The sequence below is a fragment of the Neptunicoccus cionae genome (genome assembly GCF_002860325.1).
Lineage (GTDB): Bacteria > Pseudomonadota > Alphaproteobacteria > Rhodobacterales > Rhodobacteraceae > Amylibacter > Amylibacter lutimaris.
This window is the reverse complement of the sequence record NZ_PKOJ01000008.1, coordinates 42,969-62,136: the sequence shown is the minus strand read 5'-3', so window position 1 is coordinate 62,136 and position 19,168 is coordinate 42,969. Positions and strand designations below refer to the sequence as shown.

General features: G+C 56.8%; 19 protein-coding genes and 1 tRNA gene. 11 read left to right on the top strand and 9 right to left on the bottom strand.

Features of this window, described 5'->3' with window-relative positions:
- Nucleotides 1-90: 90 nt before the first annotated feature.
- Nucleotides 91-1,104, bottom strand: a complete 1,014-nt coding sequence (gene moaA, locus C0U40_RS16790) for a GTP 3',8-cyclase MoaA (RefSeq protein WP_101656969.1) — start codon at nt 1,102-1,104, stop codon at nt 91-93.
- A 174-nt stretch (nt 1,105-1,278) separates the two neighbouring features.
- On the opposite strand from moaA, the gene C0U40_RS16785 reads away from it, so the two are divergent.
- The gene (locus C0U40_RS16785; RefSeq protein WP_101656968.1) at nt 1,279-1,785 is read left to right on the top strand and encodes a hypothetical protein; all 507 of its coding nucleotides are present in this window, start codon (nt 1,279-1,281) and stop codon (nt 1,783-1,785) included.
- Nucleotides 1,782-3,407, top strand: coding sequence for an AMP-binding protein (locus C0U40_RS16780; RefSeq protein WP_101656967.1), 1,626 nt, complete (start codon nt 1,782-1,784; stop codon nt 3,405-3,407). Before C0U40_RS16785 ends, C0U40_RS16780 begins: the two co-directional genes overlap by 4 nt.
- Nucleotides 3,408-3,414: 7 nt before the next feature.
- Here C0U40_RS16780 and C0U40_RS16775 read toward each other — a convergent pair whose 3' ends face one another.
- Both C0U40_RS16775 and C0U40_RS16770 read right to left on the bottom strand, forming a co-directional pair.
- The gene (locus C0U40_RS16775) at nt 3,415-4,170 is read right to left on the bottom strand and encodes a hypothetical protein (RefSeq protein WP_101656966.1); all 756 of its coding nucleotides are present in this window, start codon (nt 4,168-4,170) and stop codon (nt 3,415-3,417) included.
- Between the two features lie 82 nt (nt 4,171-4,252).
- Nucleotides 4,253-5,572: an ATP-binding protein gene (locus tag C0U40_RS16770; protein ID WP_101656965.1), complete on the bottom strand. Its 1,320-nt coding sequence runs from the start codon at nt 5,570-5,572 to the stop codon at nt 4,253-4,255.
- 60 nt (nt 5,573-5,632) lie between these two features.
- Between C0U40_RS16770 and C0U40_RS16765 the strand changes: the two genes are divergently transcribed.
- The 3 genes from C0U40_RS16765 (at nt 5,633) to rnd (ending at nt 7,934) form a co-directional block, all read left to right on the top strand.
- Entirely contained in the window at nt 5,633-6,559 is a 927-nt protein-coding gene (locus tag C0U40_RS16765; RefSeq protein ID WP_101656964.1) for an MBL fold metallo-hydrolase, read from the top strand.
- A 75-nt stretch (nt 6,560-6,634) separates the two neighbouring features.
- Nucleotides 6,635-6,709 (top strand) — tRNA-Asn (locus C0U40_RS16760).
- A gap of 67 nt (nt 6,710-6,776) precedes the next feature.
- Nucleotides 6,777-7,934 carry a ribonuclease D gene (gene rnd, locus C0U40_RS16755; RefSeq protein ID WP_101656963.1) on the top strand — a complete coding sequence of 386 codons (1,158 nt, stop codon included), beginning with the start codon at nt 6,777-6,779 and terminating at the stop codon, nt 7,932-7,934.
- A gap of 60 nt (nt 7,935-7,994) precedes the next feature.
- Here rnd and C0U40_RS16750 read toward each other — a convergent pair whose 3' ends face one another.
- A complete protein-coding gene (locus C0U40_RS16750; protein ID WP_101656962.1) occupies nt 7,995-8,531 on the bottom strand; it encodes a hypothetical protein in 537 nt (178 codons plus the stop codon).
- A 157-nt stretch (nt 8,532-8,688) separates the two neighbouring features.
- Between C0U40_RS16750 and C0U40_RS16745 the strand changes: the two genes are divergently transcribed.
- From C0U40_RS16745 to C0U40_RS16725, 5 genes are all read left to right on the top strand, one after another.
- Nucleotides 8,689-9,120, top strand: a complete 432-nt coding sequence (locus C0U40_RS16745; RefSeq protein WP_101656961.1) for a SufE family protein — start codon at nt 8,689-8,691, stop codon at nt 9,118-9,120.
- An 88-nt stretch (nt 9,121-9,208) separates the two neighbouring features.
- Nucleotides 9,209-10,219, top strand: a complete 1,011-nt coding sequence (gene bmt, locus C0U40_RS16740; protein WP_101656960.1) for a betaine--homocysteine S-methyltransferase — start codon at nt 9,209-9,211, stop codon at nt 10,217-10,219.
- 136 nt (nt 10,220-10,355) lie between these two features.
- Complete coding sequence (locus C0U40_RS16735; protein ID WP_101656959.1) at nt 10,356-11,057, top strand: corrinoid protein; 702 nt, start codon at nt 10,356-10,358, stop codon at nt 11,055-11,057.
- Nucleotides 11,058-11,063: 6 nt separating this feature from the next.
- Nucleotides 11,064-11,708, top strand: coding sequence for a DUF1638 domain-containing protein (locus C0U40_RS16730; RefSeq protein WP_101656958.1), 645 nt, complete (start codon nt 11,064-11,066; stop codon nt 11,706-11,708).
- Between the two features lie 133 nt (nt 11,709-11,841).
- A complete protein-coding gene (locus tag C0U40_RS16725) occupies nt 11,842-13,158 on the top strand; it encodes a hypothetical protein (RefSeq protein ID WP_145991954.1) in 1,317 nt (438 codons plus the stop codon).
- A 102-nt stretch (nt 13,159-13,260) separates the two neighbouring features.
- Here the strand turns inward: C0U40_RS16725 and C0U40_RS16720 are convergent, their stop codons facing one another.
- The 5 genes from C0U40_RS16720 to purC all read right to left on the bottom strand — a co-directional run bounded on the left by C0U40_RS16720 (nt 13,261) and on the right by purC (nt 18,274).
- The gene (locus C0U40_RS16720; RefSeq protein ID WP_101656956.1) at nt 13,261-14,598 is read right to left on the bottom strand and encodes a sigma-54-dependent transcriptional regulator; all 1,338 of its coding nucleotides are present in this window, start codon (nt 14,596-14,598) and stop codon (nt 13,261-13,263) included.
- A gap of 8 nt (nt 14,599-14,606) precedes the next feature.
- Nucleotides 14,607-16,373, bottom strand: coding sequence for a sensor histidine kinase (locus C0U40_RS16715; protein WP_101656955.1), 1,767 nt, complete (start codon nt 16,371-16,373; stop codon nt 14,607-14,609).
- A 49-nt stretch (nt 16,374-16,422) separates the two neighbouring features.
- Nucleotides 16,423-17,100 carry a phosphoribosylformylglycinamidine synthase subunit PurQ gene (gene purQ / locus C0U40_RS16710; RefSeq protein WP_101656954.1) on the bottom strand — a complete coding sequence of 226 codons (678 nt, stop codon included), beginning with the start codon at nt 17,098-17,100 and terminating at the stop codon, nt 16,423-16,425.
- Nucleotides 17,100-17,339 (bottom strand): phosphoribosylformylglycinamidine synthase subunit PurS, encoded by a 240-nt coding sequence (gene purS / locus C0U40_RS16705; protein ID WP_101656953.1) that lies wholly within the window; start codon nt 17,337-17,339, stop codon nt 17,100-17,102. Before purS ends, purQ begins: the two co-directional genes overlap by 1 nt.
- 176 nt (nt 17,340-17,515) lie before the next feature.
- Entirely contained in the window at nt 17,516-18,274 is a 759-nt protein-coding gene (gene purC, locus C0U40_RS16700) for a phosphoribosylaminoimidazolesuccinocarboxamide synthase (protein WP_101656952.1), read from the bottom strand.
- 212 nt (nt 18,275-18,486) lie between these two features.
- Here purC and C0U40_RS16695 point away from each other — a divergent pair, with 212 nt between their 5' ends.
- Nucleotides 18,487-18,801, top strand: coding sequence for a DUF1476 domain-containing protein (locus tag C0U40_RS16695; protein ID WP_101656951.1), 315 nt, complete (start codon nt 18,487-18,489; stop codon nt 18,799-18,801).
- The last annotated feature ends 367 nt before the right edge of the window (nt 18,802-19,168 follow it).

Below are 19,168 nucleotides of genomic sequence, written 5' to 3'. Positions count from 1 at the left end.
ACTATTGGGTCTCCTTTTTCTCCTGACCGCATCTCAGGAAAGCCTATTTAGCACTCTGCTAGGTGTGACTGAAAATACCCCCCCCAACCATCACCCGCCGGTATGACTCATATGCCGTGTCATTGTCCCTGCCACTTCCTGCCGTGAATAATCGAAATCATGGCCCTTGGGCTTTTTCGCGATGGCGGCGTGGATGGCGTGTATCAGCGGGGTGTTGTCTTCGGGGTTGTCCCGCAGCACGCGGCGCAGGTCGGCTTCGTCTTCCTGTCCCAGACACTGGAACAACTGGCCGGTGCAGGTCAAGCGCACGCGGTTGCAACTTTCGCAGAAATTATGGGTCAGGGGGGTGATAAAGCCGATTTTCTGCCCTGTCTCATTCACCCGCACATAGCGGGCCGGGCCGCCGGTGTTTTCTGACAATTCGGTCAGGGACCATGTTTCTTCCAGACGTGCGCGCAGATCTTTGAGGGACCAATACTGGTCCAGACGGTCCTCATTCCCGAGATCGCCCATGGGCATCACCTCGATAAAGGTCAGATCCATGCCTCGGTCTGCACACCATTTCACGATGGTTTCCAGTTCGTCCTCGTTGCCGCCTTTCAGCGCAACGACATTGATCTTGACCCGCAGGCCCGCCTCTTGCGCGGCGTCGATCCCGTCCAGCACCTGTGCCAGACGGCCCCAGCGGGTGATCTTGGCGAATTTCTGCTCGTTCAGCGTATCAAGCGAGATGTTCACCCGCCGCACGCCACAATCGGCCAGTTCCTGCGCAAAGCGGCGCAGTTGTGATCCGTTGGTGGTCAGGGTCAGTTCGTCCAGCTTGCCGCTGTCGATATGGCGGCTCATGGCGCGGAAATATTCCATAATGCCACGGCGTACCAGCGGTTCGCCCCCCGTAATCCGCAGCTTGCGCACACCCTGTTCTACAAATGCCGTGCACAGACGGTCCAGTTCTTCCAGCGTAAGAAGCTCTTTCTTGGGCAGGAAGGTCATGTTTTCGGACATGCAATAGACGCAACGGAAATCACACCTGTCGGTTACGGAAACCCGCAGGTAGGTGATGGCGCGCTGGAACGGGTCTACAAGTCTGGGTGCATCTGTCATAGGGCGAACCTAGGGGGTGACTGCCAGCGCATCAAGGGGATTCCCACCCCTTTTTCGGGGAGTTGAATTGGAACGCTGCTGGACCTATCGTCTGGCGGGACACCGCCGCCTTGTGCAACCGCAGGGCCAATGACTTAGACGACACCGCCCCGTAACACCGACAGGACATTCGCCATGAAAACATCTCTTCTCCTTACAACGGCTGCAACTCTGGCGCTGGCGGGCTGCGGAGACAGGGGATTCGGATTGTTCAAACGGGGCGGGGACGCGCCGAAACCGGTGGCACAAGCGCCGCTCGAAAACGACGTGCGGCCAAAGGCGCGTCCTGACACGCCACCGCTGAATGAAGGGGGCGCCCTGACACAGGCCGCGGCAGGCGCTGTCAGCGACTCCGAACTGGCGGAGGCGGTCAAACCGGTGGAACGCCCTGAACAGGACAAGGGCACCACCGTGGCCTCGCTCGGCCTGTTGGAGCGGGACGGGTTCTGGCTGCGCACCCCGCTGGTCACATCCGAGGCAGACGGGCGCGTGGTGCTGGAACCTTCGGGGGCATCGGTGAATGTCCGGCTCCTGCCAAGCGGGGGAGAAGCGGGTGCCGGTTCGCAGCTTTCCATCGCGGCGATGCAGGTGCTTGGCGTGCCGATTACCGATCTTGTGACAGTGCGGGTGTTCATCCGATGACCCGTTTCGCCGATCCGCTTGTGCCCCGCCGCGACAGCTGGCGGGCGATGCGTGCGGCGTTTGAATGGCCGGATCTGGACCGGTTCAATATGGCCAGCGCCTGTGTGGAACGCTGGGCGCGGCAGGATCCCGAACGCACGGCGCTGATCTGCCTGAAAGACAGCGGCGCAGCCACACGGGTGTCGTTCCAGCAGTTGGACAGGCTCGCCAACCGCTTTGCCAATGTGCTGGTGGCGGGCGGGGCAGGGCGCGGGGACCGCTGTGCCATCCTGTTGCAGCAATCCTTAGAGACCGCAGTCTGCCATTTCGGGATCTATAAAACCGCAGGCGTGGCCCTGCCGCTGTTTACCCTGTTCGGGGCTGACGCGCTGGAGTTCCGGCTGCGTGACAGCGGGGCGCGGGTGCTGGTGACGGACAGCGCCAACCTGCCCAAAGTGCTGGAGGTGCGCGACCGCCTGCCAGACCTTGAAACCATCTATTGTATCGACGGGGCAGGGCCGCAGGCGCGGGACTTTCACGCCGATCTGAACGCCGCCTCTGACAGTTTCCGCACGCAAGCCACCAGCCCCGATGACCCCGCGCTGCTGGTCTATACTTCGGGCACCACAGGGCCGCCCAAAGGCGCGCTGCACGGGCATCGTGTGCTGATCGGCCATCTGCCCTGTATCGAAACCGCCCATAATTTCTTCCCGATCGAAGGCGATCTGCACTGGACCCCTGCGGATTGGGCGTGGATGGGCGGGTTGATGAATACCCTTATGCCGAGCCTTTATTACGGGGTGCCGGTGGTGGCCTATCGCATGGGAAAATTCGATCCGGAACGGGTTTATGACCTGATCGCGGCCCATTCCATCCGCAACGCCTTTCTGCCGCCTACCGCGTTGAAACTGATGCGGCAGGTGCCGGCACCGGGTGCGACAACCCTGCGATCCGTTCTGTCAGGGGGCGAGGCGCTGGGCGCCGACATCCTTGACTGGGGGCGCAAGGGGCTGGGGCTGACCATCAACGAGATCTACGGCCAGACCGAATGCAACCTTGTGCTGGGCAATTGCGTGCGCAGCTTTGACCCCAAACCCAACAGTATGGGGCAGGCGGTGCCCGGTGCCGAGGTGGTGATCCTTGACCCTGACGGCACCCCGCTGGACTCCGGAGAGACCGGAGAGATCGCCATCCACCGCAGCCACAGGGCGATGTTCCTGAAATACTGGAACGCACCGGAAAAAACCGCCGCCAAATTCAGCGGCGAATGGATGCGCACGGGTGACATCGGCACCTGCGACGAAGAGGGCTTCTTCGCCTTCTCCTCCCGCGATGACGATGTGATTTCCTCGGCCGGATACCGTGTTGGCCCGAGCGAGATCGAAGCCTGCCTTGGGGGCCACGAAGACGTGGTCTTTGCAGGCGTGATCGGCGTGCCGGACGAGATACGGGGCGAGGTGGTCAAAGCCTTCATCGTCCTGCGCGAAGGCGTGTCACAGGAGGGCATGGAGCAGGTGCTGATCGATCGGGTGAAACAAAAAGTCTCCCCCCACGTCGCCCCCCGCTCTGTCAGGTTCCTGACGGAAATGCCGATGACCGCGACCAGCAAGATCATGCGGCGGGAGTTACGGGCGCTGGAGTGAGGGGGGGTTAAGGCAATCGCCCCCCTATCAAGCCGGAGAAATGTTTCCAGATGCCTTTAAAATTAGGCATCTCTATTGATTTCAAATCGCCTGAAACTTCCAAAAGTTTCTCTCGGCTGGTGTGCCAAGCCGCTTTGGGGGAGTTTTTCACACTTTCCCAAACCTCTTGTTTCGTCGGGATTTTCATAGCGCAAATCTTATCTCTGTCGTTGGCGTGGGAGACATCGGGATTGATTGCAACCTGAAGCTCGTAAATATCCTTCATGTTGGCACAAGCAACCTGAAGTTCGTAAGCAGTTGCTGCAAGTACAATTGCAATACCGTAAAAGGGAATACTTTCGCCAGGTATGCTGGAAAGGTTAGTGGCCGTTGCCCTCACCGTTCTCTTGGCAACACGGTTGAGAACCTCTGAAGAAGCTTGTTTGACTGTTGTGGACTTACCCCGCATACGGATCATGTCTTTGTTCCGGAGAGCAGCAGTCTCCTTTGAAAGCTTGGCGACTCTCGTCCTCTCTACCGCAAGACTGTCTTCTAATCGGGCGATCTTCGTGGATTTTTTTTGTGCTTCGATGCCGCTTCGCCCCATCACAGTGGAGCCTGCACCAGCTACAGCGGTGATAGCCGTGCTGGTAAGTGCCGCCACCGCAGTGACTGTATGGCTGGCAACAAAAAATCCGAGAACTAGAATTATCGTCAGAATACGACCGATGTTCGCGATGTTACTTATGGATTTCAGAATGGTTGAGAATAAGTTTTTGTACATAAATAGAGCTGCTTGTTGAAAGTGAATTTCTTTCGTTTGATCGTGCAGAAAACAATTGTGTGCGGCAAGTAAATTCCCCCCCCTACCGCGGCAGCCTGAACGCCGCCTTCAGACCGCCCAACCTTTCACTATCCCCGAGGTTCAAACTCCCCCCGTGGCTTCTCGCAATATCGGCGGCGATGGCGAGGCCCAGTCCCACTCCGCTGCCTTTGTCCTGATTGCGGGCGGTGTCCAGACGGGCGAAGGGTTTTACGGCGGTTTCTCTCTGGTCGGGGTGGATGCCGGGGCCGTTGTCTTCCACCACGAACTCCACAAAACCGGCCCCCGTATAAAGGGTCAGTTCGCTCCGGTCGCCGTATTTCGCGGCATTGGACAGCAGGTTTGCAATCGCCCGCTGCACGGCGGGGCGGCGCATTTTGACGGGTTCTCCGGCGGCTTCGGCCCCTTCAAGGTTCAGCGGGATGACCCGACCGCCGCGCTCGGCATTGGCGACGACCTGCTCGGCCAGCGCAAGGGGGGACACCATCTCGTCCTGCTCCTCGCTGTCGCCTTTGGCAAAGGCCAGAAACTCGTTCAGGATGTCCTCCATCTCGTCCAGATCCCGCGCCATCAGGGTGGTTTCCTCGTCGTCTGAATCCAGCAGCGACAGGGACAGTTTCAACCGTGTCAGCGGCGTGCGCAGGTCGTGGCTGACGCCCGACAGCATCAGCGTGCGCTGTTCGATCTGCCGTTCAATCCGTGATCGCATGGACAAAAACGCATTGGTGGCCGCCCGCACTTCGGAGGCGCCACGGGGATAGAGCGGCAGGGACTGGCCTTTCCCGAAGGCATCGGCAGCACGGGCCAGACGGCGCACGGGGCTGATCTGGTTGCGCAGGAAAGCGGCGGCAAGGGCTGTCAGGAAAATCGCCGCTGCCACCATCGCCACCAGCAACTGGTGCGGATTGGCGGCAGACACACGCTGGCGGGGCAGGGTGAATTCATATGGCGTACCGTTCACCTGTGCAATCAGGGTCACGGCGCTTTTGGGGCTGGCAAGGTCAATGACGCGGGCCTCCGGCACTTCGGCGCGGAGTGTTTCAATGACGTAGCGTCCCGAAAAATCCAGACTGTCCTTCAACCGGTCCGGTGCATCCAGATCCGCATCGGGCACAGGGCGCAGCGTGATCTGCAAATCCCGCGCCGCTTGTGTCGTGTCCTGCCCGTCTTTCAGCAGCGCAATCAGGTGGTTAAGGTCAAGGGATGTGGACTGCGTCATCTGCCGCGATACGTCCTGAAACAGGCGTTCCACAAAGACAACGCCGACCACGACCTGAATCAGCACAATGGGCACCGCAAGGATCATAAAGGCGCGGCCGAAAAGGGATCGGGGCAGATAGGGCTTGAGCCATTTGTTAAACATCACCACAACAGCGTTACGGGCGGAACCGCCCCTGTGCAACCCAAAGCTGGAGAGCCGCTGATGTCTGACCCGTTTGATCGTTCCTATACCCCCAAAACCGGAGAGCTGGAGCAACTCTCGCCTCTGGTCGGGGTGGTGACAGCGCCCAACGCCGGACCGATGACCTTTACCGGCACCCAAACCTATCTGGTGGGGCAGGAGACTCTGGCGGTGGTGGATCCGGGGCCGGACAATGACGCCCATCTTGCCGCTTTGGTGCGGGCAATTGGCGGGCGGCCTGTCAGCCATATCCTTGTGACCCATTCCCATGTGGACCACTCGCCTCTGTGTCGCCGCCTGTCCGACGCCACTGGCGCACCGGTTCTGGGGTTTGGCACCGCGAATGAAGGCCGCAGCGCGGTTATGGAGCGTCTGGCCGCCCAAGGCGATCTTGGCGGCAATGAAGGCATCGACGAAGGGTTCGCGCCGGACCGCAAGATTGCAGACGGTGAAGTGATTGAAGGGGACGGTTGGGCGCTGGAGGCGATTCACACGCCCGGACATTTGTCCAACCATTTGTGTTTCGCCGTACAGGACACCGGCGCGGTGCTGACGGGCGATCACGTCATGGGCTGGGCCACCACGATGGTGTCGCCGCCGGATGGTGATTTGACCAGCTTTATGGCCTCGATGGAAAAACTGGCCGCGCGGGACGGGGACACTGTCTATTTTCCGGGTCACGGCGGGGCGATCAAGGATCCCGCCGCCATGGTTTCCCATCAGATTCGCCACCGCAAATCCCGCGAGACGCAGATTCGCCAGGCGCTGGCAGGGGGAAACCCCGCAACCGCGCTGCAACTGGCCGAACAGATTTACACGGATGTAGACCCCCGCCTGATCCCCGCCGCAACACGCAATGTTTTTGCCCATCTGATCGACCTGTCAGAGCGGAAACTTGTGGAAGCAGACCGCCCGATTTGCGTCGATGCCGTGTTCTTCGAAAAATAATCAAAAAGAAGTAAAATGGCTATGGACGCCCCAAATACCCTTTGCTATACGCCCATCACCGCAAGGTAAAAATGTTCCGGCGTAGCTCAGCGGTAGAGCAGTTGACTGTTAATCAATTGGTCGTAGGTTCGATCCCTACCGCCGGAGCCATTTTTCCCCTGACCGACTGCGGTTTTCATACCTTGAAGATCGTAGCGAAAAAAACTAAGCCCTGTTTATGAGAACGATAACAACCACCGAACAGCTGGCAGAGTTTTGTGCCCATTGTGCCAAATTCGACTATGTCACCATCGACACCGAATTCTTGCGGGAACGCACCTATTATTCCAAGCTTTGCCTGATCCAGATGGCCCATCCCGGCGACGGGGATGAAGGCGCTGTCCTGATTGATGTGCTGGAACCCGATCTGTCCCTCGATCCGCTTTACGCGCTGTTTCAGGATGAAAGCGTTGTGAAAGTGTTTCACGCGGCGCGGCAGGATCTGGAAATTTTCTACGTGGATCGTGGCATTTTCCCCAAACCCTTCTTTGACACGCAAGTTGCGGCAATGGTGTGCGGTTTTGGCGAACAGGTCGGCTATGAAACGCTGGTGCGCAAGATTGCCAAGGCGCAGTTGGACAAATCCTCGCGGTTTACCGATTGGTCGGCGCGGCCCCTGTCAGAGAAGCAGAAGCACTATGCGCTCGGCGATGTAACCCATCTGCGCGAGATTTACGAGTTTCTGAAGCGCAAGCTGCACCAGACAAAACGCACCTCCTGGGTGGAGGAAGAGGTCGAGATTCTGACCAATCCCGAAACCTATAACGCCAATCCTGACGATGCGTGGAAACGGTTGAAAACCCGCAGTAATTCCCGCCGTTTTCTGGCGACGGTACAGGAACTGGCCAAGTTCCGCGAGGCCTATGCCCAGGAACGCAACATCCCGCGCAACCGCGTGTTCAAGGATGATGCGCTGATGGAAGTGGCGGCTACACGGCCCAAAGTTCTCGGCGATCTGGGGAAATCCCGTCTGTTGCTGCGCGAGGCCCGCAAGGGGGCCATTGGCGAAGGTATTCTGGCAGCGGTCAAAGCGGCAGATGCCATTCCGAATGACAGCCTGCCCCATGTGGCGAAGGCGCGTCAGCGCCCTCAGGGCAGTGAAGGGCTTGCGGATCTTCTGCGTGTGCTTCTGAAAGCCAAAGCCGAGGAATCCGGCGTGGCGCAAAAGCTGATCGCGAATGCCTCTGATCTTGATGATATTGCGGCAGGTCTGGGCGCCGATCAGGTGTTTCGTGGCTGGCGGAACGAGGTGTTCGGCAAGGATGCCAAGGACCTCTGTGATGGCAAGGTTGCCCTGTCTGCAGATGGAAGCAGCGTGAAAATCGTACACATCTAACGAAAACGGCCCTGACGCGAGCGACGGGGCCGTAGATTCATACTGCGCTGGTAATAGTGATTAGCGTCTCAGGCTGATCTGGTTCTGACGCCCGACTACGCGAATGGCGTTGGCGGCGTTCAGTTTTTGCTCCGAGATGAAAATTCCCACATCAATTTCGCGGCTATGTTCTCCCAGAACATTGGTCTGGAACTGCGGTTCCTTGGCGCGGAATTCCAGCGTGATGTTTCCGTTTTCGTCCGGTTGAAGATCGGTCGCGCTATAGAGGCTGGCATCGTAATATCCCTGACGGGGGGCCACGCCACGGGCGCGGACAATTGCACCACCCCTTGCGCGTTCGAAGCGGGCTTCTTTGATGACACTGATCAGGCCGCCGTTGTTCTGGATTACCGGATCTATTCTTTGTTCCACACGGTTGCGACGGCCAAACAAACCGGATCCGAAACTGCCGGCCGAACTGGCGCTTCCGGCGGATCCTGCACTGCCGGCGGAGCCTGCGCTGTTGGCGCTGCTTCCGGCACTGCTACCCGCGCTGTTGCCCAGACCGCAAGAGGAAACCATCCCGACAAGGAGAACTGCGCCTATAAGTTTTTTCATCTGCCGACCCCGTTGTTGGTCTTTTATTTACGGGGCAAGTGTTAGCCAAAACGGGTTTCAAAGAAAAGGGCCGAGTGACGCGGTGACGAATTATTGGTGGACCTGATCGGGCAGGAGACTTAGGTATCCCACAGGATTTACGCAGGAACGGTTAAGAATGACTGAAGATTTTCAGGAAATCGTGGAAACATTTGAATTCCTTGACGACTGGGAGGACCGCTACCGCCATGTCATTGATATGGGCAAGGCGATGCCACCGCTCGACGAGGCCTTGCGCGTGCCCGCCACAAAAGTGGACGGCTGCGCATCGCAGGTGTGGATCGTACCCCATATCGAAGGGAACGGGCCCGATGCAGTATTTACTTTTCAGGGGGAAAGCGATGCGATGATCGTGCGCGGCCTGATTGCGATCCTGAGCGCGTTGTTTAATAACGTGACGGTGCAACAGGTTGTTGATACGGATGCAGCGGCGGCCTTCGCCCAACTTGGGCTGGACCAGCATCTTTCGGCACAACGGTCCAACGGATTGCGTGCGATGATCGTGCGGATCCAATCCCTTGCACAGGCCAAACTCGCGTCAGATTCATAATCAATATGTTCAGAAAGAATTTGCGCCACTCCGGTTACTGTGACACGGAGACGTGAGTTGACCAGTCCGGTCACACGCGGAGCGATATATGTCTGAAAAACTACAGAAACTTCTGGATACACAAGGCTGGATCCTGACCGATGGGGCAACAGGGACCAACCTGTTCAACATGGGTCTGGAAGCCGGTGAAGCCCCCGAGATGTGGAACGACTGGCATCCGGACCGGATCGCGAAGCTGTATCAAGGGGCTGTGGACGCCGGATCGGACATGTTTCTGACCAACAGTTTCGGCGGTAACGCAGCGCGTTTGAAATTGCACAATGCACAATCCCGTGCCCGCGAACTGTCCCGTATCGCAGCTGAAATCGGCCGTGAAGTTGCCGATAAGGCCGGGCGCGAAGTGATTGTTGCCGGTTCGATGGGGCCGACAGGGGATATTATGTTGCCGGTTGGCACCCTGTCCCATGCGGATGCGGTCGAGATTTTCGAAGAACAGGCCACAGGTTTGATGGAAGGCGGGGCAGATGTGCTTTGGGTGGAAACGATTTCCGCCCCCGAAGAATATGCAGCCGCTGCCGAAGCGATTGGCAATATCGGCGCGCCGTGGTGCGGAACCATGAGCTTTGACACTGCCGGTCGGACCATGATGGGCGTCACCTCCAACGGTATGGTCGAGATGATCAACGGCATGGATAACAAACCCTTTGCCTTTGGTGCAAACTGCGGTGTCGGGGCTTCTGACCTGTTGCGTACCATTCTGGGGATGGCTGCGGCCAATCCGGACCGGCCGCTGATCGCCAAAGGCAACGCGGGTATTCCGAAATATGTGGACGGACACATCCACTATAACGGTACGCCCGAACTGATGGCGGATTACGCGGTGCTTGCACGGGATTGCGGCGCGTCCTTCATTGGCGGCTGTTGTGGCACCATGCCGGAACACCTTGCCGCGATGCGAAAATCTCTGGAAGCCACTCAAAAAGGCGACAAGCCCGATCTGGCAGTCATTGCAGAGCGGATGGGCGGATTTTCGTCCGAAGACGATGGCACAGCCGGTAAACCCGCCGAAACGCGCACAAGACGCCGTCGCCGCGACTAAATCATCTTAAATTGCAAAGAGCGGTCGGATTGTGAAACACATATGTCGCTTATTTCGCAGAATGAAGGTCCCCTGCAAGTAACGTGGGGGCAGAGCCGCCTGTATCAGGGTGCCAAAACTAGTGGGATTTTGCCAAATGTCTGAAGAAGAAGACGAAATCATCCTCTCGGAACTTAGTGACGAGGAACTCACACTTCAAATGCACGACGATCTTTATGATGGTCTGAAAGAAGAGATCGAAGAGGGCGTCAATATCCTGCTGGAGCGTGGATGGCAGCCTTACGAGGTGCTTACCAAAGCGCTGGTGGAAGGGATGCGGATCGTCGGGATCGACTTTCGCGACGGTATCCTGTTTGTGCCCGAAGTTCTGTTGGCGGCCAACGCGATGAAGGGCGGGATGGCGATCCTGAAGCCTCTGCTTGCAGAAACCGGTGCGCCCCGTCTGGGCAACATGGTGATCGGCACTGTCAAAGGCGATATCCATGACATCGGCAAAAACCTTGTTACCATGATGATGGAAGGAGCCGGTTTCGAGGTGAAGGATCTCGGGATCAACAACCCTGTCGAGAATTACATCGAAGCGCTGGAATCTGGTGAATTCGATATTCTTGGTATGTCCGCCCTGCTGACCACCACGATGCCTTATATGAAGGTCGTGATCGACACGATGGTCGAGAAAGGTATGCGGGACGACTACACGGTTCTGGTGGGCGGTGCCCCCCTGAACGAGGAATTCGGCAAGGCGATCGGCGCGGATGCCTATTGTCGTGATGCCGCAGTTGCGGTGGAAACGGCCAAGGAATTCATGGCCAAAAAACACAATCAAGTCAGCGCGTGATGCGCCATGCTGGTTGATGACACCACATTGACCGAAGACGGACTGGATGCGCGCGGGGAAAAACCTGCGCGCATTCTCGTTCTGGCGTGCGGCGCACTGGCGCGGGAAATCCTTGCGCTGTTCCGCCTGAACAACTGGGACCACATGGACCTGACTTGCCTGCCGGCAAAACTGCATCTTTACCCCGACCAGATTACTGAAGCCGTTACCAAGGCGGTGAAAAAACACAGGGGCGATTATTCCCGCATTTTCGTGGCCTATGCGGACTGCGGCACCGGCGGACAGTTGCAGGCCCGCTGCGACGAACTCGGCGTTGAGATGATTGCCGGACCACATTGTTATTCCTTCTTTGAGGGAAACGACGCTTTTGCAAAAGTGGCAGAAGACGAGTTCACTGCGTTCTATCTGACGGACTTTCTGGTCAAGCAGTTCGATGCCTTCATCTGGAAACCGATGGGGCTGGACCGGCACCCCGAACTGCGCGACATGCTGTTCGGAAATTACACCAAACTGGTCTATCAGGCGCAGACGAACGACCCCGCTCTTGATGCCAAGGCACAAGCTTGTGCCGACAAGCTCGGCCTGCCACTGGAACGGCGGTTTACAGGGTACGGCGATCTGCAAACCGCGCTGGAACGGGTGTCGGTTTAGGGGGAATTTCGCTGCTTTCAAGCGCTGGCGCCGGGCCGGGTTGGGGCGTCAGGTTTGACAGAACAGATAATCCGGAGGATACTGTAAGCAATAATAATATGAAGTAGGGCTTAACAACTTCAGGATTATTACCATGCAAGTATCAACAATTTCCCAATTAGATACCAGTTTTCAAAGAATTCTATACGAAACCCTCATAGACGCGGACATGGGCGGCGAAATCCGGTGGGCTTGGCAGCCGGGCTTTGGCAGCAACGGCTGGATCGACATCGGTCCGACCTTTGGAACCGCGCCTTTGTTCCGGTTTTCCGGTGACACACTCGCCCCACACACAGACGGCAGCTTTAGCGGCGTTGCAACGGGATTTATCCTGTACTTTCCGGCATCTCCCTTCCGCGCATTGGAAGTGACGGACATCGAATTGGATTTAGGCGCACTTTTCGATCAGGAATTTGAAACTGCGCCACCGATGGATTTTACCTCGCAGGAATTTGTCGATCTTATCAACGATTTGGAACCTTTCAGCGTTAATGTCTTCGGGAGCGGCGAGAAAGATGTGCTGCAGCTTCACGGGGCAGGATCAGTAGCTAAAGGCAAAGGTGGTGCGGATGTGTTTATCGTACCTCACAAAAGCTTTTTTCAGGACAGTCCCGGAGGAACCCTAAAGATTGTTGGTGGTGGTGGCAAAGATGCAGTAACATTTGAAGAACTCTACCGCCCTTTGCTGATAGGACCAGACGGGCCTGCGGATGGCGATCCGGTTTTTACACTGGGTCGGCGGACATTCGAAACGGATTTAAAGAGTGTCGAGAAATTGTTCGGCACAACGATGGATGATGAGATTCAGTCAACAGGCAGCCTGCGGAAAATCTATGGTCACGACGGCGCCGACTCTCTGTATGGAGGGCTTGGTGAGGATTCGTTTTACGGTGGATCGGGCGGAGATTCTCTTTTCGGGGGCGGAAACAATGACAGATTGTTTGGCGGCGGAGGCGGGGACTACATTTACGGTGGTCCCGGAGAAGACAGCCTGTTTGGTGGCGGCGGGGGGGATTCGCTTTACTCCGGTGGCGGAGGCGGGCTTCTGAACAGTGGCGGTGGTCGCGATCTGCTTTACGGTGGTAGTGGTAATGAAACCTTTGTTACCAAAAGCGGACGGGACGAAGTTCGCACCGGTGGTGGCAAAGACGAAGTCCAATTCTCCAAAAAGCACAATAAGCTTTTTGTTGAAGAAGGAAGTGAAGTGACGGTGAAGAACTGGCATGGAAGCAATTCACTCTTCATCTTTTCAGACGTCGGAATGCCGGAAATGGAATTTGACGTTTCGGATGGCAATACCACCTTGTGGTTCAAGGAGGATGTGTCGGAAACACCAGTCGTTTTGCTTGAGGATTTCGTGATCACAGACATCGACAGTCTGGACATCACCTTTTACGACATACCGATATAGTCTTTATAAATTTCGCCCTGCGGAGATCTCCCGAAACGCGGAATAGCCTGACTTCGGGGCGTTAAACGCGATGCCGTGTTTCTGTAACGGCACCGCGCAGGATCAGCCGACGTAGTTACTGCGGCTCAACCCGTATTTCGCCATCTTCTCGTTCAGCGTCCGGCGGGGCAGGGAGAGTTCTTCCATAACCGACTGGATAGAGCCTTTGTGGCGGCGCATGGTGTTGTCGATGAGCATCCGCTCGAAGGCTTCAACATATTCCTTCAGCGGCTTGCCTTCAGCGATCACATCGGGTGTGGGTTCAGACGTGTCATCCATCAGCAGGTTGGCAATGGAATAGCTGCCGCGACGGTGTTGTAGCACGGCACGTTCGGCCAGATTGATCAACTGGCGGATGTTGCCGGGCCAGGGGGCTTGTAGCAGTTGGGCGGCATCCTTGGCAGACACATCCGGCCCCTCTACGCCGTATTCATCCGCAAATGTCTCCACATAGCGGTTGAACAGGTTCAGAATATCCTCTCCCCGTGCGCGCAGTGGTGGCGGGGTGATCTGCATCGCTGCCAGACGGAAGTAGAGATCCTGCCGGATCGCCTCTTCAAGGGATGTATTCGGGTCCGGTTCGTTGGAAATTGCGATGATCCGCAGCGGAGAGGTGTCCGAACCGCGGTCATGATCCTCCAGAGCGCCGATCAGACGGGCCTGAATGGACGCTGGCAGGCTTTCGACGTCCTCCAGACACAATGTGCCACCAAGGGATGCCTCAAGCGCAGGCGTGCCGTCATCCATCGGTCCGAACAGACGGCGGGCCAGTTCGTCTTCGGCAAAGGCCGCGCAGTTTACCATGATGAACTTCTTGCCCTGACGGGGCCCGCAGGCGTGCAGCGCATGGGCAATCAGGCTTTTGCCGGTGCCGGTTTCGCCTGAAACCAGAACATGCCCGTCAGCCTGTGCCAGATCGAGAATATCCTCGCGCAGGCGTTCCATCACAGGGCTGGACCCCATCAGCTTGCGCAGCAGCACAGTGCCGTCTGACAATTCGCGGCGCAGGGTGCGGTTGTCCAGCGTCAGGCGGCGGGTGTGTACGGCCCGTTTCGTCAGTTCGGCCATCCGTTCCGGATCAAACGGCTTTTCAAGGAAATCATAAGCCCCGATCCGCATGGCCTCTACCGCCATGGACACATCACCATGACCGGTAATCATGATCACCGGAAGCTGGTTGTCGATGCTTTGCAGGCGTTTGAGAAAGGTAATTCCGTCCATTCCGGGCATTTTGATATCCGAAATGAAGATACCGGGGAAATCGCCGTCGATGTTTTTCAGGGCTTCTTCCGCACTGGAAAACGTCTGGGTGCGATAGCCCGAAAGGGTCAACCACTGGGAAATGCTCTCGCGCATGTCCTGTTCGTCATCAACGATCGCGATTGTCATTTGTTCTGCCATGGGGCTCTCTATTCTGCTGCCTGAGTCTGTGCTTTGATCTGTGACTTATCTAGTTCGGGTAGCCAAAACTCAAAGACCGCGCCACCGGATTGTGAATTTCTGGCAATAAGTCGCCCACCGAGGTCTTTGGCAATTCCCGATGAAATCGCGAGCCCCAAGCCAACACCGTCACCAGGTTTCTTGGTCGTGTAAAACGGCTCGAACAACTCGTCGAGGTTTTCAATGCCCTTACCGTTGTCTTCCACCGACAGTTTGATAGTACTCCCGCCTGTCAGGGTGATCGTGATGCGGCGGTCTTCTTGCAGTTTGGTCGCATCAAGCGCATTGCGCAACAGGTTTACGATCACCTGCTCCACCCGCACCTGATCAGCGAGAACCATCACAGGCTCCGGCGGGAGGTCCGACAGGATTTCCACCTTCATCTGGCTGAGTTGTGGCGACATCATGGAAAGCGAGGCTGTAACCGCATCACGCATGTCTACGGCCACCAGATCATCGCCACCCTTGCGGGCATAGGATTTCAACTGTCGCGTAATCGACCCCATTCGTTCGATCAGATCGTCGATCCGCTGGAAAGAAGACATCGCTTCCGTCGGGCGGCGGCGCTGCAACAACAGCTTTGCACCCGCCAGATAGGTGCGCATGGCGGCAAGGGGCTGGTTCAATTCGTGGCTGACAGCAGCGGACATTTCCCCGAGAGCGGCCAGTTTGGATGATTGGGCGAGGCTTTGCTCTGCCACTTCAAGATCCTTTTCCACCCGTTCCCGTTCTGCGATTTCGGCTTGCAGACGCTCGTTGAGCGCTCGCAACTCGCGGCTTTCGGCCTGAAACAGGAAAGACTGACGGATTGCGCGGCGCGACAGGTAGTAAAAGCCAAGGGCGGTGACGATAGCCAGTACCATCAACTCCAGCGCCAGCACCGCATTCACACGGGCGCGGACATCTTCGAACGAGGCGAGATAACTCAACTTCCAGCCTTGGAAGGGAATTTTCTGATCCAGCCTGAACAGGGGTTGTCCCTGAAAATTGGCGTTAACGACACTGCGGTTCCAGTCACCAGTAGCCTGCCATGCCCGTTCCACCGCAGACAGGGCAGGTTGGTTGGCAAGTGCTGCCTCCAGTGTCTGATGGCGGAACTGACGTTCTGTGCTCAGGATAATGACGCCTTCGCTGTCTGACACAAAAATGATGCTGTCCCGCGTGGACCAGCGGTCAAACAACTGGTCAAGGTCCACTTCGATCAGGATGACGCCAACCGTTTCCTTCTGGCTTTGCATCTTGCGCGAATAATAAAAGCCGAGCGCGCCTTCTTTCACTCCATTGGTGGTGAATACCGTGTCAGGGGAGCGTAAAGCCTCTATGAAAAACGTGGAATCCCGCAGGACCGTGCCCAGTTCACGCCTGTCAGATGCAGCAACTACCCGGCCGCCATCGTCCAGCAGCACAATGGACTTTGCACCGATCTCGTCCTTGTAGGAAATCAGCCGTTGAGATGTGCCCACATAATCGTCGCTATTCAGCGCAGAGATCAGCGTTGTATCACGGGAGAGCAAAAGAGGCACAACAGAGTTGCGGTGCAATTCGCTGACCAGCCGCCCCGAATAAAGCGTCATCTGTGCTTCGGCATCGGCGCGGGTGGCTTCAGAGAACCGCTGGGTAAAATAGATATTGGACAGCCAGATCAGCACACCGGTGCCGACCAGAAAAGCAAGCACACCTGCGCGAAGCATCCAATGGCTGCGACGGCTGCGCGGTGCTGGCTCGGTTGTGTTCATTCTGCCAATCTAGGCTGCAGGGCGCAGTTGCTCAAGCTCTGCCTGTTGCTCAGGCAGAAACCAGCGCATCTGCGATGCCCTCAAAGAAGCGTACGCCGTCCGTTCCGCCCAGTTGCGCATCTGCACGACGTTCCGGATGGGGCATCATGCCCAAAACCCGTTTGTTGGCCGATAGAATGCCGGCGATGTCGTCGACCGATCCGTTGGGGTTTTTTGTATAGCGGAACGCAACCCGATCGTCACCGACCAGACGTTCAAGCGTTTCGGCGTCTGCGGAATAGTTGCCATCGTGATGCGCGACAGGAACGGTGACCACTTCGCCCACTGTGTAGCGGGATGTGAAGGGGGACGCCGTGGTTTCCACCCGCAGTTCCACATCCTTGCAGATGTATTTCAGCCCCGCATTGCGCATCAACGCGCCGGGAAGCAGGCCGGATTCCGTGAGAATTTGGAAGCCGTTGCAAAGACCGAAGACATAGCCGCCCTTGTTTGCAAAGTCGACCACAGCGTTCATGATCGGAGAGCGCGCTGCGATCGCGCCGCAGCGCAGGTAGTCGCCAAAGGAGAAACCGCCGGGAATACCGATCACGTCCAGCCCTTTTGGCAGGTCTGCATCCTTGTGCCAAACCATAGAAACATTCTTGGCGCCGCCTGCCACGTTGGCCAGTGCTACCGCCATATCCCGATCACAGTTGGAGCCGGGAAACTGGATAACTGCCGCGCGCATCAGAGAATCTCGACCGAATAGTTTTCAATCACAGTATTAGCGAGCAGTTTCTCGCACATCTGCTTGACGCTGGCTTCGGCAGCGGCCTTGTCGGTTTCGGCCAGATCCAGTTCGATCACCTTGCCTTGACGCACGTCGTTGACGCCGTCGAACCCGAGCGCCCCGAGCGAGTGGGCGACAGCCGCCCCTTGAGGGTCAAGAACACCGTTTTTCAGGGTAACGTGCACACGAGCTTTCATCAGGGGATTCCTTTGGCCAAGAGGTATGGGCGCGTGATAGCGCCAAGCTGTGAATGAGGCAAGAGGCACGCGTGTCGCGGGGGGAGGGGAATGCAAAAACACCCCGAAAGAAAAACCCCGCAGCCTTGACTGCGGGGTTTGGGTCATTTCTCAGGGGCCGGAACGGCCAAGATCGTTCAGTTGACCAGTTTGGGTCCGTCTGTAACATTATTGGCAGGCATCAGTCCCAAACGGCGTGCAACTTCGGTATAGGCATCTGCCAGATCGCCGAGATCGCGGCGGAATACATCTTTGTCCAGCTTTTGACCTGTTTTGATGTCCCACAGGCGGCAGCTGTCGGGGGAAATTTCATCCGCCACGATCAGGCGCTGGAAATCTCCGTCGAACTGGCGGCCGATCTCGATTTTGAAATCCACCAGCTTGATCCCAACGCCATACATGAGGCCGGAGAGATAGTCGTTCACGCGCAGGGCGATGGCAACCATATCATCCAGATCCTGCTGGCTGGCCCAGTTGAAAGCGAGAATATGTTCTTCGGCCACAAGTGGATCGCCCAGGGAATCGTCCTTGTAGCAAAACTCTACGATAGGGCGGGGCAATTGCGTGCCTTCTTCTAGGCCGAGCATCTTGCACAGCGATCCGGCAGCAACATTGCGCACGATGACCTCAAGCGGAATAATTTCCACCTGATGGCAAAGCTGTTCGCGCATGTTCAGACGTCTGATAAAGTGGTTGGGAATACCCAGCGCGGTCAGGCCGTTCATGAAATATTCGCACAGGCGGTTGTTCAGAACACCCTTGCCCTCGATCACGTCTTTTTTCTGCGCGTTGAACGCGGTGGCGTCATCCTTGAAATACTGAACGATGGTTCCGGGCTCCGGTCCTTCGTACAGGATTTTCGCTTTGCCTTCGTAAATTTTTGTGCGTCGCGCCATGATAGGTTCCACATCAGTGTCGGGGGTTTGGGGGTTCTATAGGGTTTGTTGGGGAAAGCAGCAAGCGGTTTGCTTCATGGGCATCGGGCTTCGTTGACTTAAGGGAGAGAGCGGCGGGGACAATCCTGCATAAATTTAAACTCACGGGTGCTTTCATTTGACACAACGGCACCCTAGATTGACAGTATAGCAGTCACAAGGAGACACCCCTGATGAGCACATTTAACGATCGCGAGAAAGCCTTCGAAAACAAGTTCGCCCATGATGCAGAGATGCAGTTCCGCGCCGAAGCGCGCCGTAACAAACTTCTGGGGCTCTGGGCTGCGGGGCTGATGGGGAAAACCGGGGCCGAAGCAGATGCTTATGCCGTCGAAGTGGTAAAATCCGATTTCGAGGAAGCCGGCGACGAGGATGTCTTCCGCAAAGTCTCAGGGGATCTGAACGGTAAGGCCGACGAAGCCACAATTCGCGCGCAGATGGAAGCGCTGAAAGCGCAGGCCAAAGCCGAGATCATGAGCGAGGTTTAAGGCTGTCGCCTGACAGATGAAGCAATCGCATATCGAAAAAGGGCCCCCGCATAAGCGAGGGCCCTTAATAACTAAAAGTCGGTATAAGCGACACAACACGCCAGCCACTGAAGCATAATTCCTCGAAAACCGGTTACCCGATCCCCAACACCGACTGTAAGTAAGGCTACTTGAAAAGGTATGCCTAAAAATACTCTTATTTTCGCCATATAAAAAGTGATAAATATCACATTTTTCGTGGTTATTTATCAAGTGGTATAAAAATATCAGTCATTTTGGTGCTGTTTGTCGGTTTTTGAGACTCCGGCATTCGCGCTGTGCATGAATGCGATCAGTGCGTTGCTGTTGTGAATCACCACCATGGGTG

What these genes read in the sequence shown, in the direction of transcription:
- purQ (WP_101656954.1), bottom strand. Translation starts at nt 17,100, where the DNA reads ATGCGCGCGGCAGTTATCCAGTTTCCCGGCTCCAACTGTGATCGGGAT.
- moaA (WP_101656969.1), bottom strand. Translation starts at nt 1,104, where the DNA reads ATGACAGATGCACCCAGACTTGTAGACCCGTTCCAGCGCGCCATCACC.
- C0U40_RS16765 (WP_101656964.1), top strand. Translation starts at nt 5,633, where the DNA reads ATGTCTGACCCGTTTGATCGTTCCTATACCCCCAAAACCGGAGAGCTG.
- C0U40_RS16725 (WP_145991954.1), top strand. Translation starts at nt 11,842, where the DNA reads ATGCAAGTATCAACAATTTCCCAATTAGATACCAGTTTTCAAAGAATT.
- C0U40_RS16720 (WP_101656956.1), bottom strand. Translation starts at nt 14,598, where the DNA reads ATGGCAGAACAAATGACAATCGCGATCGTTGATGACGAACAGGACATG.
- C0U40_RS16785 (WP_101656968.1), top strand. Translation starts at nt 1,279, where the DNA reads ATGAAAACATCTCTTCTCCTTACAACGGCTGCAACTCTGGCGCTGGCG.
- C0U40_RS16735 (WP_101656959.1), top strand. Translation starts at nt 10,356, where the DNA reads ATGTCTGAAGAAGAAGACGAAATCATCCTCTCGGAACTTAGTGACGAG.
- rnd (WP_101656963.1), top strand. Translation starts at nt 6,777, where the DNA reads ATGAGAACGATAACAACCACCGAACAGCTGGCAGAGTTTTGTGCCCAT.
- purC (WP_101656952.1), bottom strand. Translation starts at nt 18,274, where the DNA reads ATGGCGCGACGCACAAAAATTTACGAAGGCAAAGCGAAAATCCTGTAC.
- C0U40_RS16780 (WP_101656967.1), top strand. Translation starts at nt 1,782, where the DNA reads ATGACCCGTTTCGCCGATCCGCTTGTGCCCCGCCGCGACAGCTGGCGG.
- bmt (WP_101656960.1), top strand. Translation starts at nt 9,209, where the DNA reads ATGTCTGAAAAACTACAGAAACTTCTGGATACACAAGGCTGGATCCTG.
- C0U40_RS16695 (WP_101656951.1), top strand. Translation starts at nt 18,487, where the DNA reads ATGAGCACATTTAACGATCGCGAGAAAGCCTTCGAAAACAAGTTCGCC.
- C0U40_RS16750 (WP_101656962.1), bottom strand. Translation starts at nt 8,531, where the DNA reads ATGAAAAAACTTATAGGCGCAGTTCTCCTTGTCGGGATGGTTTCCTCT.
- C0U40_RS16775 (WP_101656966.1), bottom strand. Translation starts at nt 4,170, where the DNA reads ATGTACAAAAACTTATTCTCAACCATTCTGAAATCCATAAGTAACATC.
- C0U40_RS16730 (WP_101656958.1), top strand. Translation starts at nt 11,064, where the DNA reads ATGCTGGTTGATGACACCACATTGACCGAAGACGGACTGGATGCGCGC.
- purS (WP_101656953.1), bottom strand. Translation starts at nt 17,339, where the DNA reads ATGAAAGCTCGTGTGCACGTTACCCTGAAAAACGGTGTTCTTGACCCT.
- C0U40_RS16715 (WP_101656955.1), bottom strand. Translation starts at nt 16,373, where the DNA reads ATGAACACAACCGAGCCAGCACCGCGCAGCCGTCGCAGCCATTGGATG.
- C0U40_RS16770 (WP_101656965.1), bottom strand. Translation starts at nt 5,572, where the DNA reads ATGTTTAACAAATGGCTCAAGCCCTATCTGCCCCGATCCCTTTTCGGC.
- C0U40_RS16745 (WP_101656961.1), top strand. Translation starts at nt 8,689, where the DNA reads ATGACTGAAGATTTTCAGGAAATCGTGGAAACATTTGAATTCCTTGAC.